This is a genomic window from Kitasatospora sp. RG8 (genome assembly GCF_017813315.1).
GTDB lineage: Bacteria > Actinomycetota > Actinomycetes > Streptomycetales > Streptomycetaceae > Kitasatospora.
In genome coordinates, this window is sequence record NZ_JAGIYX010000022.1 from 35,779 (window position 1) to 51,449 (window position 15,671).

Consider the following 15,671-nt stretch of genomic DNA (forward strand, 5'->3'; position numbering starts at 1 on the left):
GGCCGGCCCCCGCCGGACCGCACAGAAGGACGCGACCCGTGAAGACTTCAGCTGGAAGACTGGCAGTGCTCGGCTGTGCCGGCCTCGTGACCGTCTCGGTGGCCGGCTGCGGGTCGGTCACCGACGCCGTCAAGGGGGACGGCGACAAGTCGATCACCATGGGTACCACCTCGGTCACCAACGTGCTGGACCCGGCCGGCGCCTACGACTCCGGCGCCTGGCTGGTGCTGCGCAACTCCTTCCAGTCGCTGCTGAGCTACCCGGCCGCCTCCAGCGCGCCCGGCCCGGACGCCGCGCAGTCCTGCGAGTTCTCCGGCAGCGACGCCATGCTCTACCACTGCACGCTGAAGTCCGGCCTGAAGTTCTCCAACGGCCACCCGCTCACCGCCGCCGACGTGGTCCACTCCATCGAGCGGACCAAGAAGATCAACGACCAGAACGGCCCCGCCGGCCTGCTGGAAACGATCAAGTCGGTCGAGGCCAAGGGCGACACCGAGGTGGTCTTCCACCTCTCCCAGCCCGACGCCACCCTCCCGGCCAAGCTGGCGACGCCGGCCGGCGCGATCGTCGACCACCAGGTGTTCCCGGCCGACAAGCTGCTCGAGAACGACAAGCTGGTCGGTTCCGGCCCGTACAAGATCGACTCGATCGCGACCATGGACGCCGAGGGCGGCGCCAAGGCCCCCGGCAAGATCGTGCTCTCGGCCAACGCCGCCTACACCGGCGACGCCAAGCTGCGGAACAAGAAGTTCACCGTGCGGTACTTCGACAAGGCCTCCGACCTGAAGGCCTCGCTCGACAAGGGCGACATCGACCTGACCGACAACAGCCTCGAGCCCAACACCGCGGCCCAGGTCCGGTCCGAGCAGCAGGGCGGCAAGACCGACCTCCAGGTCGTCGAGGGCGACAGCAACGACACCCGCAGCCTGGTCTTCAACACCAAGGACGCCACCGCCGGCAACGTCGCCGTCCGCCAGGCCGCGGCCCAGCTGGTCGACCGCAAGTCGCTCGCCCGCGACGTCTTCGCGCGCACCGTCCAGCCGCTGTACTCGATGGTCCCGGCCGGCGTGACCGGCCACGGCACGTCCTTCTTCGACAAGTACGGCGACCAGGACGCGGCCAAGGCCAAGTCCATCCTGACCGCGGCCAAGGTCCCCATGCCGGTCAAGCTGACCCTCACCTGGTCCCGCTCGCGGACCGAGAGCGCCGAGGCCGACATGCTGAAGAAGCAGCTGGAGGCCGGCGGGATCTTCCAGGTGACCGTCCAGCACGAGGCGGACTGGGAGGCCTTCAAGAAGGGCTGGACCGAGGGCAGGTACCAGGCGTACACCGTCGGCTGGTTCGCCGACTACCCGGACGCCGACAACTACATCGCCCCGCTGATCGTCGGCGGCGGCGCGTACCACCACGGCTGGGACGACGCCCGGATCAGCCAGAAGCTGGTGCCCGAGGGCCTCAAGCAGGCCGACCGCGGCGCCGCCTCCGCCACCTACAACCAGATCCAGAACATCGTGGCCGAGAACGTGCCGCTCATCCCGCTGTACCAGAACAAGTCCTTCTACGCCTCGAAGCCGTACATCGCCGGCGTCGAGGCGACCGTCGACACCACCGGCGTCTTCCGGTTCTGGGAGATCGGCCGGATCGGCAAGTAGCCGGCGGACGGCGTGCACGGGCCCGGGCGACCGGGCGACCCTCAGCACGGTGGCCCGTCCGCTCCCCCCAGGGTGCAGGGGGAGCGGACGGGCCACCGTCATGTCCGGCGCACGGCGCCCGCGGCGCCCGCCGCGGTCACAGCGTGCCGGGGCGCACCAGCCCGCTCTCGTACGCGTACACCGCCGCCTGCACCCGGTCACGCAGCTGGAGCTTGGTCAGCACGTGGCCCACGTGGGTCTTCACCGTGGTCTCGCTGACGAACAGCTCCGCCGCGATCTCCGCGTTCGACAGGCCGCGCGCCACCAGCTTCAGCACCTCGAGCTCGCGCTCGGTCAGCGCGTTCAGCGCCTGCGGCGGCGCCTCCTCGCCCGAGGGCAGCTTGGTGGCGTACATGTCCAGCAGCCGGCGGGTGATGCTCGGCGCCAGCATGGCCGCGCCGTCCGCGACCACCCGGATCGCCTGCACCAGCTCCTCGGCCGGGACGTCCTTCAGCAGGAAGCCGCTGGCACCCGCGCGCAGCGCCTCCACCACGTACTCGTCCAGGTCGAAGGTGGTCAGCACCAGCACCTTGGCCGGGCCGTCGCGCCCCGGGCCGGCGATCCGGCGGGTCGCCTCCACACCGTCCATCCTGGGCATCCGGATGTCCATCAGCACCACGTCGGGCTGGAGCGCCCGCACCTGGTCCAGCGCCTGCTGGCCGTCGCCGGCCTCGCCGACCACCACCAGGTCGGACTCCGCCTCCAGGATCATCCGGAAACCGGTGCGCAGCAGCGGCTGGTCGTCGACCAGCAGCACTCGGATCGTCACCTAGGACTCCTCGTTCATCGGATCCCCCGTGGGATCGCCTTCGTCAGACGCCGTCTTCGACGGACGTGCGGGCCAGCGGCAGCGGGTACGGCGGGGGAGTGCCGCCGAACTCCGGGCAGCTGGCCTGGTGGTCGCACCAGTCGCAGAGCCGGTTGCGGGTGGCGGGGAACTCCCCGGTCGCCACCGCCTCGGTGATCCGCTCCCAGAGCGCCTGCAGCTTGCGCTCCACCGCCAGGAGATCCGTCTCGTCCGGGTCGTAGCTGACCACGTCCCCGCCCCCGCCGAGGTAGACCAGCTGGAGCCGCTTGGGGATCACGCCCTTCCACCGCCAGACCACCAGGGCGTAGAACTTCATCTGGAACATCGCCTTGCCCTCGAAGTCCCGCGAGGGCGCCCGGCCGGTCTTGTAGTCCACCAGCCGGACCTCACCGGTCGGCGCGACGTCCACCCGGTCGATGTAGCCGCGCAGCAGCAGCCCCGACTCCAGGGCCGTCTCCACGTACAGCTCCCGCTCCACCGGGTGCAGCCGGGTCGGGTCCTCCAGCCGGAACCACCGCTCGACCAGCTTCTCGGCGTCCGCCAGCCAGCGGGTCAGCGCCGCGCCGTCCGGGTCCCCCGGGAACAGCGAGACCAGCTCCGGACGCTCGCCCAGCAGCCGCTCCCACTGCGGGCGCAGCAGGCCCAGCGCCCGCTCCGGCGTCCGCTCCGCCGCCGGGCTGTCGAACAGCCGCTCCAGCACGGCGTGCACCAGGGTGCCGCGGGTCGCCGCCGCGCTCGGCGGCTCCGGCAGCCGGTCGATCACCCGCAGCCGGTACAGCAGCGGGCAGGTCAGGAAGTCCCCCGCGCGGGACGGGGACAGGCCGGTCGGGGGCGCCGCCGGCCGGGCCGGGGCCGCGGGGGCACTGCTGGTGTCGGTCTGCTGCATACCCCGACCCTATTGCCCTGTGCTGTCATCCCGCTGCCACCGTGCTGCCAAGGGCCCTTTCCAGTGGGTATGAAGTCTGGGAGAGGGGCGCACGGCGCCCCACGGCCCCGATCACGTAGCGTGGGCGCACCGGCGCGCGCGCACGACGGGGAACCGACCGAAGGGATCACGGTGAGCGACAGCAGGGGTCCGCAGACCTCCGACCAGCCACCGCACGACGGCAGGACCCGGCCCGGACCGCCCGAGGAGCCGGAGCGCCGCAGCGGGATCCTGATGGGCCGCCCCTTCGGCGTGCCGGTCTACGTCACGCCCTCCTGGTTCGCCATCGCCGCCCTGATCACCTGGGTCTTCGGCGGCCAGCTCGACCGCGTCCTGCCCGGACTCGGCGCCACCCGCTACCTGGTCGCGTTCTCCTTCGCCGTCGCCTTCTACGGCTCCGTCCTCGTCCACGAACTCGCCCACACCGTCGTCGCGCTCCGTTACCGTCTCGGCGTGCGCCGGATCCAGCTCCAGTTCTTCGGCGGCGTCTCCGAGATCGAGAACGAGGCCGAGAGCCCCTGGCGCGAGTTCTGGCTCGCCTTCGTCGGGCCGCTGCTCTCACTGGTGCTCGGCGGCGCCTTCTACCTCGCCATGCAGGCCGTCGAACTCTCCAGCGTGCCCGGGGTGCTGCTCACCGGCCTGATGGTCTCCAACCTCGTGGTCGCCGCGTTCAACCTGCTGCCCGGCCTGCCGCTGGACGGCGGCCGGATGCTGCGCGCCGTCGTCTGGGCGGTCACCGGCCGGCCGATGACCGGCACCGTCGCCGCCGCCTGGGTGGGCCGTGGCCTGGCCGTGGCCGTCCTGATCGGCCTGCCCCTGGTCAGCTCCGCCCGCGGCGTCGAACGCACCACCACCGACACCATGATCGACGCCGTGCTGGCCGCCGTCCTCGCCGCGATCATCTGGACCGGCGCCGGCGGCAGCCTGCAGAACGCCCGGCTCAAGGAGGCCCTGCCCGGCCTGCGCCTGCGCGACCTCGCCCGGCGCGCCGTCGAGGTCACCGCCGACACCCCGCTCGGCGAGGCCATGCGCCGCGCCCGCGAGGCCGAGGCCGGCGCCGTCGTCGTCGTCGACGGCCGCGGCGAACCGATCGCCATCGTCCGGGAGTCCCAGGTGCGGGCCGTGCCCGAGCACCGCCGCCCCTGGATCGCCGTCGGCGCGCTGGCCCGCGACCTCGAACCGGGACTGCGCCTGAGCGCCGACCTCACCGGCGAGGACCTGCTGCGCGCCGTCCGCGCCACCCCGGCCGGCGAGTACCTCGTCGTCGAGGCCGACGGCCGGGTGTACGGCGTCGCCGCGCTCACCGACATCGAACAGCGCCTCACCGCCGCCGTCGCCGGCCGCTGAGGGGCCCGCCCCGCGGGCGCCGCCATCACCGCAACGATCACCTGGTAAGCCGGACGGCGCGCTTCCCTTAGGATTGTCCGCATGTCCGAACCGACCGGTGCCACCCGCCGACGCGGGCCCTTCCAGGTCGGGGACCAGGTCCAGCTGACCGACCCGAAGGGCCGCCACTACACGTTCACGCTCCAGGCCGGGAACCAGTTCCACACCCACAAGGGTGCGTTCCCCCACGACGAGCTGATCGGCGCCCCCGAGGGCACGGTCGTGCGCACCACGGGGAACGTCCCGTACCTCGCGCTGCGCCCCCTGCTCCCCGACTACGTCCTGTCCATGCCGCGTGGCGCGGCCGTGATCTACCCCAAGGACGCGGGGCAGATCCTGGCCATGGCCGACATCTTCGCCGGCGCCCGCGTGGTCGAGGCCGGCGTCGGCTCCGGCGCGCTCTCCACCTACCTGCTGCGCGCCGTCGGCGACACCGGCATGCTGGCCTCCTACGAGCGCCGGCAGGACTTCGCCGACATCGCCCAGGGCAACGTCGAGCGCTACTTCGGCGGGCCGCACCCGGCGTGGAAGCTCACCGTCGGCGACCTCCAGGACAACCTGGTCGAGACCGACGTCGACCGCGTCATCCTCGACATGCTCGCCCCCTGGGAGTGCCTGGACGTCGCCTCCAAGGCGCTCGTCCCCGGCGGCCTCATCTGCTGCTACGTGGCCACCACCACGCAGATGTCCAAGACCGTCGAGGCGCTGCGCGAGCACGGCACCTTCACCGAGCCGCAGGCCTGGGAGACCATGGTCCGCACCTGGCACCTGGAAGGCCTGGCCGTCCGCCCGGACCACCGGATGATCGGCCACACCGGCTTCCTGCTCACCTCCCGCCGCCTCGCCGACGGCGTCGAGCCGCCGCTGCGCCGCCGCCGCCCGGCCAAGGGCGCGTACGGCGAGGACTACGACAACGGCTCGCCCGAGCCGAGCCTGCAGGAGCGCGCCGCCGCCCGGGCCGCCGCCCGCGCCGCCGATCCGGAGCCGGCCGACCTCGGCTGACCCGTACGCCCGACAGGGGTGGTGCGCCGGGCTCCCCGCCCGCGTACCACCCCTTCGTGCTACCCCCGCACCCGGGCCACCCCGCGCCCGTCCCCGTGTGGGACGATGCACGCTCACACCGACCCACGCGCACACATTCCCGCTGGAGGGGACGCCTGGTGGAGACCGCGGTCAAGGCGACGGCAGAGCAGCAGACACCGCAGCCCGGCAGCGGGCCGGCACACGCCCGCCCGGCCCCCTGGCACTGGGCCCTCGCGACCGCCGGCTGCGCCGCCGTGGTCGCCACCGCGCTCGCCGCCGCCCCGGCCACCGGCACCCCGAGGCCCGCCCGGGCCACCGCCAAGGCCCTCCCGGCGGCCGCCGCCCCCGACCCGGCCCGGGCCGAACTCCCGCTGGACTGCGGGCCGTTCCCGGTGAAGATATCCGTCAGCTTCGCCGCCGACCTCGGCGACGGCCGGCCCGGCACCGTCGCCGCCGCCCACTGCGCGGCAGAGAACGGCACCCCGCCGGACGCCGTCTACCTGCTCGGCCCCGGCACCGGCGGGAAGCCCGTCGTGCTGGCCACCCTGCTCTCCGAGGGCGAACACCTCACCGTCGGCCGGCTCGGCCTGCGCAGCGACGGCGTCATCACCGCCCACGCGCAGGGGTATTCCAGCGACGACGTGCCGCGGTTCAGCCCGGACATCTCACTGGACCTCACCTGGACGCGCAAGGGCGGCGGCTGGGACCGTTCCCAGACCACCGCCCCGCTCACCCGGACCTGACGGGTGCTCGCCCGCCGCCTACTCGGCGTCGGGCCCGTACACCTCGACCAGGTCGGAGACCCGGCGCACGTGGATGCAGTCGCCGGGGCACTCCTTGGCGGAGTCCACCACGTCCTGAAGAAGCGTCAGCGGCACCGGGGCCGTCTCGCCGGGCTGCTGGCGCAGCTCGTCGTCCTCGCCCTTCACGTAGGCCAGCCCGTCGATGTCGAGCTCGAAGACCTCGGGCGCGTACTGCACGCAGATGCCGTCGCCGGTGCACAGATCCTGGTCGATCCACACCTCCAGCGGTCCGCCGGCCTTCGCGTCTTCGGTCACCGACATGGTCCCCTGCCGTTTCTGTCCCGGGCTGCCCCTTATCTGAGGCAATCCCGCCATTCGTACAACGATCGGACCGGAAGTCTCGGTCGCGATCGGATATCGACTCGCTCGACGATACATCTGGTCCGCTTTGGGCGGTGCGCGGTGGGTATCCCCTTAGCAGAGGGGAAGCACGCGAGGGCGAAGATCGGACACGCCCGTTCCATCTTTCTTGATCTAGGGGTTTACGGACCCCTGGTCCCAGGTAGGGTCTGGAAGCGTCCAGCTCCCCGGAGGAGGTGAGGACCGTGGCAGCCCACGATGACGACTACAACCGCAGCACCGGCAGGCCCGCTCGTGGTTCCGACGAGGCCGCTCAGGTCTCGTACCTTGAGCAGGAAATCGCCGTGCTGCGCCGCAAGCTCGCCGACTCGCCGCGCAATTCGAGAATCCTCGAAGAGCGGATCGTCGAGCTCCAGACCAACCTGGCCGGCGTGACCGCCCAGAACGAACGGCTCGCCTCCACCCTGCGCGAGGCCCGCGACCAGATCGTGGCCCTCAAGGAGGAAGTGGACCGGCTGGCACAGCCCCCGGCCGGATTCGGCACCTTCCTCAACCAGAACGAGGACGGCACCGCCGACATCTTCACCGGGGGGCGCAAGCTCCGCGTGAACGTCAGCCCCAACGTCGACCTCGACGAACTGCGGCGCGGCCAGGAGGTGATGCTCAACGAGGCCCTCAACATCGTGGACGCGATGGCCTTCGAGCGCATCGGCGACATCGTCACCCTCAAGGAGATCCTCGAGGACGGCGAGCGGGCCCTGGTCATCGGCCACACCGACGAGGAGCGGGTGGTGCGCCTCGCCGAACCGCTGCGCGAGATCACCATCCGGGCGGGGGACGCCCTCCTGCTGGAGCCCCGCTCCGGCTACGTCTACGAGGTCGTGCCGAAGTCCGAGGTCGAGGAGCTGGTCCTCGAAGAGGTCCCGGACATCGACTACCGCCAGATCGGCGGCCTCAGCAACCAGATCGAGCTGATCCGCGACGCGGTCGAGCTGCCCTACCTGCACGCCGACCTCTTCAAGGAGTACGAGCTGCGCCCGCCCAAGGGCGTGCTGCTCTACGGCCCGCCCGGCTGCGGCAAGACGCTCATCGCCAAGGCGGTGGCCAACTCGCTGGCCAAGAAGGTCGCCGAGGTGACCGGCCGGCCCCAGGGGAAGAGCTACTTCCTCAACATCAAGGGCCCCGAGCTGCTCAACAAGTACGTGGGCGAGACCGAGCGGCAGATCCGCCTGGTCTTCCAGCGGGCCCGGGAGAAGGCGAGCGAGGGCACGCCCGTCATCGTCTTCTTCGACGAGATGGAGTCGCTCTTCCGCACCCGTGGATCCGGTGTCAGCTCGGACGTGGAGAACACCATCGTCCCGCAGCTGCTCGCCGAGATCGACGGCGTGGAGGGCCTGGAGAACGTCATCGTCATCGGCGCCTCGAACCGCGAGGACATGATCGACCCGGCGATCCTGCGGCCCGGCCGCCTGGACGTCAAGATCAAGATCGAGCGCCCGGACGCCGAGGCCGCGAAGGACATCTTCTCCAAGTACCTCAAGGGCACGCTGCCCTTCCACCCGGACGACCTCAAGGAGCACGACAGCTCCGTCGAGGCGACCGTGGAGGCGATGATCCAGTCGGTGGTGGAGCGGATGTACTCCGAGACCGAGGAGAACCGCTTCCTGGAGGTCACCTACGCCAACGGTGACAAGGAGGTCCTGTACTTCAAGGACTTCAACTCCGGCGCGATGATCCAGAACATCGTCGACCGTGCCAAGAAGATGGCCATCAAGGACTTCCTCGACCACGGCCAGCGCGGTCTGCGCGTCTCCCACCTGCTCGCCGCCTGCGTGGACGAGTTCAAGGAGAACGAGGACCTGCCCAACACGACCAACCCGGACGACTGGGCCCGGATCTCCGGCAAGAAGGGCGAGCGGATCGTCTTCATCCGCACGCTGGTCACCGGAAAGCAGGGCGCCGAGTCCGGCCGCTCGATCGACACTGTCGCCAACACCGGGCAGTACCTGTAACCGTTCGACCCCGGGCCGGCAACCGCGGTCCCCGGAGCAGCACGCACCCCGTCCGGCTGTGGCGCCTCGCGGCCCCGCAGCCGGACGGCGCGTCTCGGGGCCCGCCCGTCGGTGCCGCGTTCTAGGCTCGACCCACCGTGCGCGGGCACATCGCCGGCGCCGGTGTTGTTCAGCGGTACGTCAGCGTGTTCCGCCCGTGGGGGGCGGCGCACCGGGCAAGGAGGGCCGCATGACCGTACGGCGCGTGATGGGCATCGAGACCGAGTACGGGATCTCCGTGCCCGGGCACCCCAACGCCAACGCCATGCTCACCTCGTCCCAGATCGTCAACGCGTACGCGGCGGCGATGCACCGGGCACGGCGGGCCCGCTGGGACTTCGAGGAGGAGAACCCGCTGCGCGACGCCCGGGGCTTCGACCTCGCGCGCGACGTCGCGGACGCCAGCCAGCTCACCGACGAGGACATCGGCCTCGCCAACATCATCCTCACCAACGGCGCGCGGTTCTACGTCGACCACGCGCACCCCGAGTACAGCTCGCCCGAGGTGACCAACCCGCGCGACGCCGTGCTCTGGGACAAGGCCGGCGAGCGGATCATGGCGGCCGCCGCGAGGCGCGCCCTGGAACTGCCCAACGGGCAGACCATCCACCTGTACAAGAACAACACCGACAACAAGGGCGCCTCCTACGGCACCCACGAGAACTACCTGATGAAACGGGCGACACCGTTCGCCGACATCGTCCGCCACCTCACCCCGTTCTTCGTCTCCCGCCAGGTGGTCACCGGCGCCGGCCGGGTCGGCATCGGCCAGGACGGCTCCGCCAACGGCTTCCAGATCAGCCAGCGGGCCGACTACTTCGAGGTGGAGGTCGGCCTGGAGACCACCCTCAAGCGGCCGATCATCAACACCCGGGACGAACCGCACGCGGACGCCGAGAAGTACCGCCGGCTCCACGTGATCATCGGTGACGCCAACCTCTCCGAGATCTCCACCTACCTCAAGCTGGGCACCACCTCGCTGGTCCTGGCGATGATCGAGGACTCCTTCATCGCCTCCGACCTCGCCGTCGACCAGCCGGTGCGCACCCTGCACCGGGTCTCCCACGACCCCACGCTGAAGCACCTCGTCACGCTGCGCAACGGGCGCAAGCTGACCGCGGTGCAGCTCCAGCTGGAGTACTTCGAACTGGCCCGCAAGTACGTCGAGGACCGCTTCGGCAACGACGCGGACGAGCAGACCGTGGACGTGCTGGCCCGCTGGGAGGACGTGCTGGGCCGGCTGGAGCGCGACCCGATGTCGCTCTCCAAGCAGCTGGACTGGGTCGCCAAGCGGGAGATCCTGGAGGGCTACCGCAGTCGCGACGCCCTGGAGTGGGACAACTCCCGGCTGCACCTGGTCGACCTCCAGTACAGCGACGTACGGCCCGAGAAGGGCCTCTACAACCGTCTGGTGGCCCGCGGCCGGTTCGAGCGGCTGCTCACCGAGGAGGAGGTCGAGCGGGCCGTCTCCAAGCCCCCGGAGGACACCAGGGCCTACTTCCGCGGGCGCTGCCTGGAGCAGTACGCGGAGCACGTCGCCGCGGCCTCCTGGGACTCGGTGATCTTCGACCTGCCGGGCCGCGACTCGCTGCAGCGGGTTCCCACGCTGGAGCCGCTGCGCGGCACCCGCAACCACGTCAAGGAGCTGCTGGACCGCTGCCGGACGGCCGAGGACCTGCTCCGCGTCCTGTCCGGCGGGTAACTTTTTGATCACCATGGGTGAACGTCCGCCGAATGGGAATCATCCGGGGTGACAGCGGGTGTCGGACGGGAAGCGTCACCGGCAAACCGGGAGCGGTAGTCGCCCCTTGTGTATAGGGTCGGTGCAGCAAGCAACGACCAAACCGTGCCAGACGAATCGAGCGGGGTGAGGGAAATGGCGAGCAAGGACACCGGCGGCGGCCAGCAGCGGGCGAACCGCTCCTCCGAGGAGGTCGAGGAGCAGGTCGCGGAAGCGCAGAATTCCGAGGAGCTCAAGGAGCGCCAGGAAAAGCTGAGCGACGACGTCGACGCGGTTCTCGACGAAATCGACGAAGTGCTCGAGTCCAATGCCGAGGATTTCGTGCGGCAATTCGTGCAGAAGGGCGGCCAGTAACACCGCCCGGGCATTCAGGGAATTCACGGTCTCGGCCGCCGAGGGCGGGCGGACGGCAACGGCCGTCCGTCCGTTCCGGTCCGGCCCTCCACGCGTGGACGGTGATCGTCGGCGGGTAGGGTGCCGGGCAGCGCGCTTCAAGCTACCTGGAAGGAATCGTGTGGAAGCCAACACTCGTGGCACCGGGCGTCTACCGGCTGCCTTCCTGACCCCGGGATCCTCGTCGTTCCTCGACTTCCTGGCGGAGCACCAGCCGGAGCTGATCCCGGGCCGCCGCAGCCTCCCGGAGGGAGCGGTGGTCGAGGCCCCGCACGGGACGACGATCGTCTCCGCGGTGTTCGACGGCGGCGTGGTCATCGCCGGTGACCGCCGCGCCACCATGGGCAACGTGATCGCCCAGCGCGACATCGAGAAGGTCTTCCCGGCCGACGAGTACAGCGCGGTCGGCATCGCCGGCACCGCCGGCCTCGCGGTCGAGATGGTCCGGCTGTTCCAGCTGGAGCTGGAGCACTACGAGAAGATCGAGGGCACCGTGCTCTCCCTGGAGGGCAAGGCCAACCGCCTCACCACCATGATCCGGGGCAACCTCGGCATGGCGATGCAGGGCCTCGCCGTCGTCCCGCTCTTCGCCGGCTACGACCTCGACCTCGGCCGCGGCCGGATCTTCACCTACGACGTCACCGGCGGCCGCTCCGAGGAGCGCGGGTTCGCCGCCACCGGCTCGGGCTCGGTCTTCGCCCGCGGCTCGATGAAGAAGCTCTACCGCGCGGACCTGACGGCCCAGCAGGCGTCCACCCTGGTCGTCCAGGCCCTCTACGACGCGGCCGACGACGACTCCGCCACCGGCGGTCCGGACCTCGCCCGCAAGATCTTCCCGATCGTCTCGCTGATCACGGAGGACGGTTTCCGCCGGCTCACCGAGGCCGAGGTGTCCGAGATCGCCGTCTCGATCACCGACGAGCGCCTCATCCACCCCAACGGCCCGCAGGCCCCGCTGCTCTAGCCAACACCTACCAAGGAAGGGACGGCCGCCGGTGTCGACACCGTTCTACGTCTCGCCCCAGCAGGCCATGGCGGACCGCGCGGAGTACGCCCGCAAGGGCATCGCGCGCGGTCGCAGCGTGGTCGTGCTCACCTACGCCGACGGCATCGTCTTCGTCGCCGAGAACACCTCCCGGGCGCTCCACAAGGTCTCCGAGATCTACGACAAGATCGCCTTCGCGGCGGTCGGCCGCTACAACGAGTTCGAGAACCTGCGCATCGGCGGCGTCCGCTACGCCGACCTGCGCGGCTACTCCTACGACCGGGCCGACGTCACCGCCCGCGGCCTCGCCAACGTCTACGCCCAGACGCTCGGCACGATCTTCTCCTCGGTCGGCGAGAAGCCGTACGAGGTGGAGCTGATCGTGGCCGAGGTCGGCCGTACCACGGACGAGGACCAGATCTACCGCCTCACCCCGGACGGCTCGGTCGTCGACGAGAAGAACTACGTGGTGGTCGGCGGCAACGCCGACTCGATCGGCAACTACCTGGGCCAGCGCCACCGCAGCGGGCTCTCGCTCACCGAGGCGGTCAAGGTCGCCGTGGACTCCCTCGCCCGGGACCCGAACGGCGGCAGCCCGCGCGCCCTCACCCCCGAACAGCTGGAGGTGGCGGTCCTCGACCGCCAGCGCTTCCAGCAGCGCAAGTTCAAGCGGATCCTGGGCGGCCAGCTCGCCCGGCTGCTCGACGGCGACGTGTCCGCGGAGTCGGACGACGAGGAGAAGCCGGCGGCCACCGCGCCGCCGGAGCAGTCGGAGCAGTCCGACTAGCAGTGCCAAGGAGTCCCGTACGGCGGCCGTCCGCCGTCGTCGTGCGGGACTCCGTGCCCCTGCGGCGGCCCGTACGGCGCCGCGGAGGCGGTTTCGGACAGCTCCCATCAGAGAATGGATGCCGCATGGACCGCCGAATCTTCGGGCTGGAGAACGAGTACGGCGTCACCTGCACGTTCCGGGGACAGCGACGGCTGTCGCCGGACGAGGTGGCCCGCTACCTCTTCCGCCGCGTTGTCTCCTGGGGGCGCAGCAGCAACGTGTTCCTGCGCAACGGTGCCCGCCTCTACCTCGACGTCGGCTCCCACCCCGAGTACGCCACCCCCGAGTGCGACGAGGTCACCGAGCTGGTGACCCACGACAAGGCGGGCGAGCGCATCCTCGAAGGGCTCCTGGTGGACGCCGAGCGCCGGCTGCACGAGGAGGGCATCGCGGGGGACGTCTACCTCTTCAAGAACAACACCGACTCGGCCGGCAACTCCTACGGCTGCCACGAGAACTACCTGGTGGCCCGGCACGGCGAGTTCTCCCGGCTGGCGGACGTCCTGATCCCCTTCCTGGTCACCCGCCAGCTGATCTGCGGCGCCGGCAAGGTGCTGCAGACCCCGCGCGGCGCGGTGTACTGCGTCAGCCAGCGGGCCGAGCACATCTGGGAGGGCGTCAGCTCGGCGACCACCCGCTCCCGCCCGATCATCAACACCCGCGACGAGCCGCACGCCGACGCCGAGCGCTACCGCAGGCTGCACGTCATCGTCGGCGACTCCAACATGTCGGAGACCACCACCCTGCTCAAGGTCGGCGCGACCGACCTGGTGCTCCGGCTCATCGAGGCCGGCGTGGTGATGCGCGACCTCACCCTGGAGAACCCGATCCGGGCGATCCGCGAGGTCAGCCACGACCTCACCGGCACCCACCAGGTCCGGCTCGCCAACGGCCGGGAGGCCAGCGCGCTGGACATCCAGGAGGAGTACTACACCAAGGCGCTGGAGTTCGCCGACCGCAAGGGCATCAACACCGGCACCATCGCCCGGGTCCTCGACCTCTGGGGCCGCACCCTGGAGGCGGTCCGCACCGAGCGGCTCGACGGGGTGGCCACCGAGATCGACTGGATCATGAAGTACAAGCTCATCGAGCGCTACCGCGAGAAGCACCAGATGAGCATGTCCAACCCGCGGGTGGCCCAGATCGACCTCGCGTACCACGACATCCACCGCCGACGCGGCCTGTTCTACCTGCTCCAGGCCAAGAACCAGGCCCAGCGGGTGACCACCGACCTCAAGACCTTCGAGGCCAAGTCGATCCCGCCGCAGACCACCCGGGCCCGGCTGCGCGGGGACTTCATCCGCCGGGCGCAGGAGCAGCGCCGGGACTTCACGGTGGACTGGGTGCACCTGAAGCTGAACGACCAGGCGCAGCGGACGGTCCTGTGCAAGGACCCGTTCCGCTCCGTCGACGAGAGGGTGGAGAAGCTGATCGCGGGGATGTGAGCTGAGCGGTCCCGGTGTGATCTTCGCGGTGTCCGGCCCCGGTGGTGTCTACCGGGGCCGGACACCGTCGGGGCATACGCTGTCCGTCGAGTCCGGAGAGCCGACTTTGACCGACAGTTAGGAACGCCGTGCGCCGCACCGCCGGTTTGCTTCTCACCCTGCCCCTGCTGCTGGCGGTCGCCTGCAGCAGCTCCACCAAGGCGACCAGCCCGGCGACGCCCACGACGCCCAGTGCGGCGCCCACCGTGCCGGCACCGGTGAGCGAGGCCGCGCCGATGCCGACGCTCTCGGGCGGCGGGTTCGGGAGCAAGGCCACCATCACCATCCCCGATGGTGCGCCCAGCGGCCAGTTCGTGGTCAACACCGTGAGCGAGGGGGACCGCTCCACGGTGAACAAGGGCGACTGGGTGACGGTGAACTACACCGCCAAGGACTGGACCACCGGCAAGGACCTGCCCAGCTCCTACGACGCGGGCGGCAAGCCGCAGCTCTACCAGGCGGGCAGCGGGCAGCTGGTGCCCGCCTTCGACCAGAGCGTGATCGGCAAGAAGGTCGGCAGCCGGCTGCTGGTGGTGGCCCCGCCGGCCGCCGCGTTCGGCAGCCAGGGCAACACCGAGCTCGGCGTGGGCCCCGGGGACACCGTCGTGTTCGTGCTGGACATCATGGAGAGCCTGCCGCCCGACTCCACCCTCTCCGGTGCCATGACGCAGCCGCCGGCGACGCTGCCGCAGGTCAAGGACAACGGCAAGGCCGCTCCGACGATCACGATCCCGCCCGGGCAGGCCCCGCCCGCCGACCTCCAGCAGGCCGTGCTGATCAAGGGCGAGGGCAAGCAGGTCAAGGCCGGGCAGACCCTCGTCGTGCAGTACACCGGGGTGCTCTGGAGCAACGGCCAGCAGTTCGACTCGTCGTGGAGCCACGGCGGCGCGCAGGCGCTCCAGATCGGCACCGGAAGCGTGATCGAGGGCTGGGACAAGGGCCTGGTCGGCCAGACCGTCGGCAGCCGGGTGGAACTGGTGGTCCCGCCCGCCCTCGGTTACAAGGAGCAGGGGAAGGACGCCGTCCCGCCGAACGCGACCCTGGTCTTCGTGATCGACATCCTCGAGGCGGTCTAGATCCCCGAGGCGGGCTGGGAAGAGTGCGGTGGGATTCCGTACGCTTGGGCGGGCGCTCGCACAAGGAAGCGTCCGCCCTCATCCTGACCTGTCATACTGCCCTCGCACTGTGGTAGGCGCCTCCGGCGTCCGGGTTCCGGGCGGCAGTGCGACAGCACCCCGGCGCCGAACACGCC

At 70.7% G+C, this 15,671-nt stretch carries 14 protein-coding genes; 11 read left to right on the forward strand and 3 right to left on the reverse strand.

The window, feature by feature from the left end; translation table 11 throughout:
- Nucleotides 1-38 precede the first annotated feature (38 nt).
- Nucleotides 39-1,652: an ABC transporter substrate-binding protein gene (locus J5Y04_RS27730; protein ID WP_209415151.1), complete on the forward strand. Its 1,614-nt coding sequence runs from the start codon at nt 39-41 to the stop codon at nt 1,650-1,652.
- 136 nt (nt 1,653-1,788) lie between these two features.
- Here J5Y04_RS27730 and J5Y04_RS27735 read toward each other — a convergent pair whose 3' ends face one another.
- Nucleotides 1,789-2,460, reverse strand: coding sequence for a response regulator transcription factor (locus J5Y04_RS27735; protein WP_148647703.1), 672 nt, complete (start codon nt 2,458-2,460; stop codon nt 1,789-1,791).
- 43 nt (nt 2,461-2,503) lie between these two features.
- The gene (locus J5Y04_RS27740; protein ID WP_148647702.1) at nt 2,504-3,385 is read right to left on the reverse strand and encodes a RecB family exonuclease; all 882 of its coding nucleotides are present in this window, start codon (nt 3,383-3,385) and stop codon (nt 2,504-2,506) included.
- A gap of 171 nt (nt 3,386-3,556) precedes the next feature.
- On the opposite strand from J5Y04_RS27740, the gene J5Y04_RS27745 reads away from it, so the two are divergent.
- From J5Y04_RS27745 to J5Y04_RS27755, 3 genes are all read left to right on the forward strand, one after another.
- Nucleotides 3,557-4,771 (forward strand): site-2 protease family protein, encoded by a 1,215-nt coding sequence (locus J5Y04_RS27745; protein ID WP_307853328.1) that lies wholly within the window; start codon nt 3,557-3,559, stop codon nt 4,769-4,771.
- 81 nt (nt 4,772-4,852) lie between these two features.
- A complete protein-coding gene (locus J5Y04_RS27750) occupies nt 4,853-5,812 on the forward strand; it encodes a tRNA (adenine-N1)-methyltransferase (RefSeq protein WP_209415153.1) in 960 nt (319 codons plus the stop codon).
- Between the two features lie 158 nt (nt 5,813-5,970).
- The gene (locus J5Y04_RS27755; protein ID WP_209415154.1) at nt 5,971-6,576 is read left to right on the forward strand and encodes a hypothetical protein; all 606 of its coding nucleotides are present in this window, start codon (nt 5,971-5,973) and stop codon (nt 6,574-6,576) included.
- A gap of 18 nt (nt 6,577-6,594) precedes the next feature.
- Here the strand turns inward: J5Y04_RS27755 and J5Y04_RS27760 are convergent, their stop codons facing one another.
- Nucleotides 6,595-6,897, reverse strand: coding sequence for a ferredoxin (locus J5Y04_RS27760; protein ID WP_148647697.1), 303 nt, complete (start codon nt 6,895-6,897; stop codon nt 6,595-6,597).
- 284 nt (nt 6,898-7,181) lie between these two features.
- Between J5Y04_RS27760 and arc the strand changes: the two genes are divergently transcribed.
- The 7 genes from arc to J5Y04_RS27795 all read left to right on the forward strand — a co-directional run bounded on the left by arc (nt 7,182) and on the right by J5Y04_RS27795 (nt 15,495).
- Nucleotides 7,182-8,948 (forward strand): proteasome ATPase, encoded by a 1,767-nt coding sequence (gene arc / locus J5Y04_RS27765; protein ID WP_209415155.1) that lies wholly within the window; start codon nt 7,182-7,184, stop codon nt 8,946-8,948.
- Between the two features lie 229 nt (nt 8,949-9,177).
- Nucleotides 9,178-10,689, forward strand: coding sequence for a depupylase/deamidase Dop (gene dop / locus J5Y04_RS27770; protein WP_209415156.1), 1,512 nt, complete (start codon nt 9,178-9,180; stop codon nt 10,687-10,689).
- 174 nt (nt 10,690-10,863) lie between these two features.
- Entirely contained in the window at nt 10,864-11,082 is a 219-nt protein-coding gene (locus J5Y04_RS27775) for a ubiquitin-like protein Pup (RefSeq protein ID WP_209415157.1), read from the forward strand.
- A 160-nt stretch (nt 11,083-11,242) separates the two neighbouring features.
- Nucleotides 11,243-12,085 (forward strand): proteasome subunit beta, encoded by an 843-nt coding sequence (prcB, locus tag J5Y04_RS27780; protein WP_209415158.1) that lies wholly within the window; start codon nt 11,243-11,245, stop codon nt 12,083-12,085.
- 31 nt (nt 12,086-12,116) lie between these two features.
- Nucleotides 12,117-12,893 carry a proteasome subunit alpha gene (prcA, locus tag J5Y04_RS27785; protein WP_148647693.1) on the forward strand — a complete coding sequence of 259 codons (777 nt, stop codon included), beginning with the start codon at nt 12,117-12,119 and terminating at the stop codon, nt 12,891-12,893.
- Between the two features lie 125 nt (nt 12,894-13,018).
- Nucleotides 13,019-14,380: a Pup--protein ligase gene (gene pafA / locus J5Y04_RS27790; protein ID WP_148647692.1), complete on the forward strand. Its 1,362-nt coding sequence runs from the start codon at nt 13,019-13,021 to the stop codon at nt 14,378-14,380.
- 128 nt (nt 14,381-14,508) lie between these two features.
- Complete coding sequence (locus tag J5Y04_RS27795; RefSeq protein ID WP_209415159.1) at nt 14,509-15,495, forward strand: FKBP-type peptidyl-prolyl cis-trans isomerase; 987 nt, start codon at nt 14,509-14,511, stop codon at nt 15,493-15,495.
- Nucleotides 15,496-15,671 lie beyond the last annotated feature (176 nt).

What these genes read in the sequence shown, in the direction of transcription:
- J5Y04_RS27740 (WP_148647702.1), bottom strand. Translation starts at nt 3,385, where the DNA reads ATGCAGCAGACCGACACCAGCAGTGCCCCCGCGGCCCCGGCCCGGCCG.
- J5Y04_RS27750 (WP_209415153.1), top strand. Translation starts at nt 4,853, where the DNA reads ATGTCCGAACCGACCGGTGCCACCCGCCGACGCGGGCCCTTCCAGGTC.
- J5Y04_RS27760 (WP_148647697.1), bottom strand. Translation starts at nt 6,897, where the DNA reads ATGTCGGTGACCGAAGACGCGAAGGCCGGCGGACCGCTGGAGGTGTGG.
- dop (WP_209415156.1), top strand. Translation starts at nt 9,178, where the DNA reads ATGACCGTACGGCGCGTGATGGGCATCGAGACCGAGTACGGGATCTCC.
- J5Y04_RS27775 (WP_209415157.1), top strand. Translation starts at nt 10,864, where the DNA reads ATGGCGAGCAAGGACACCGGCGGCGGCCAGCAGCGGGCGAACCGCTCC.
- pafA (WP_148647692.1), top strand. Translation starts at nt 13,019, where the DNA reads ATGGACCGCCGAATCTTCGGGCTGGAGAACGAGTACGGCGTCACCTGC.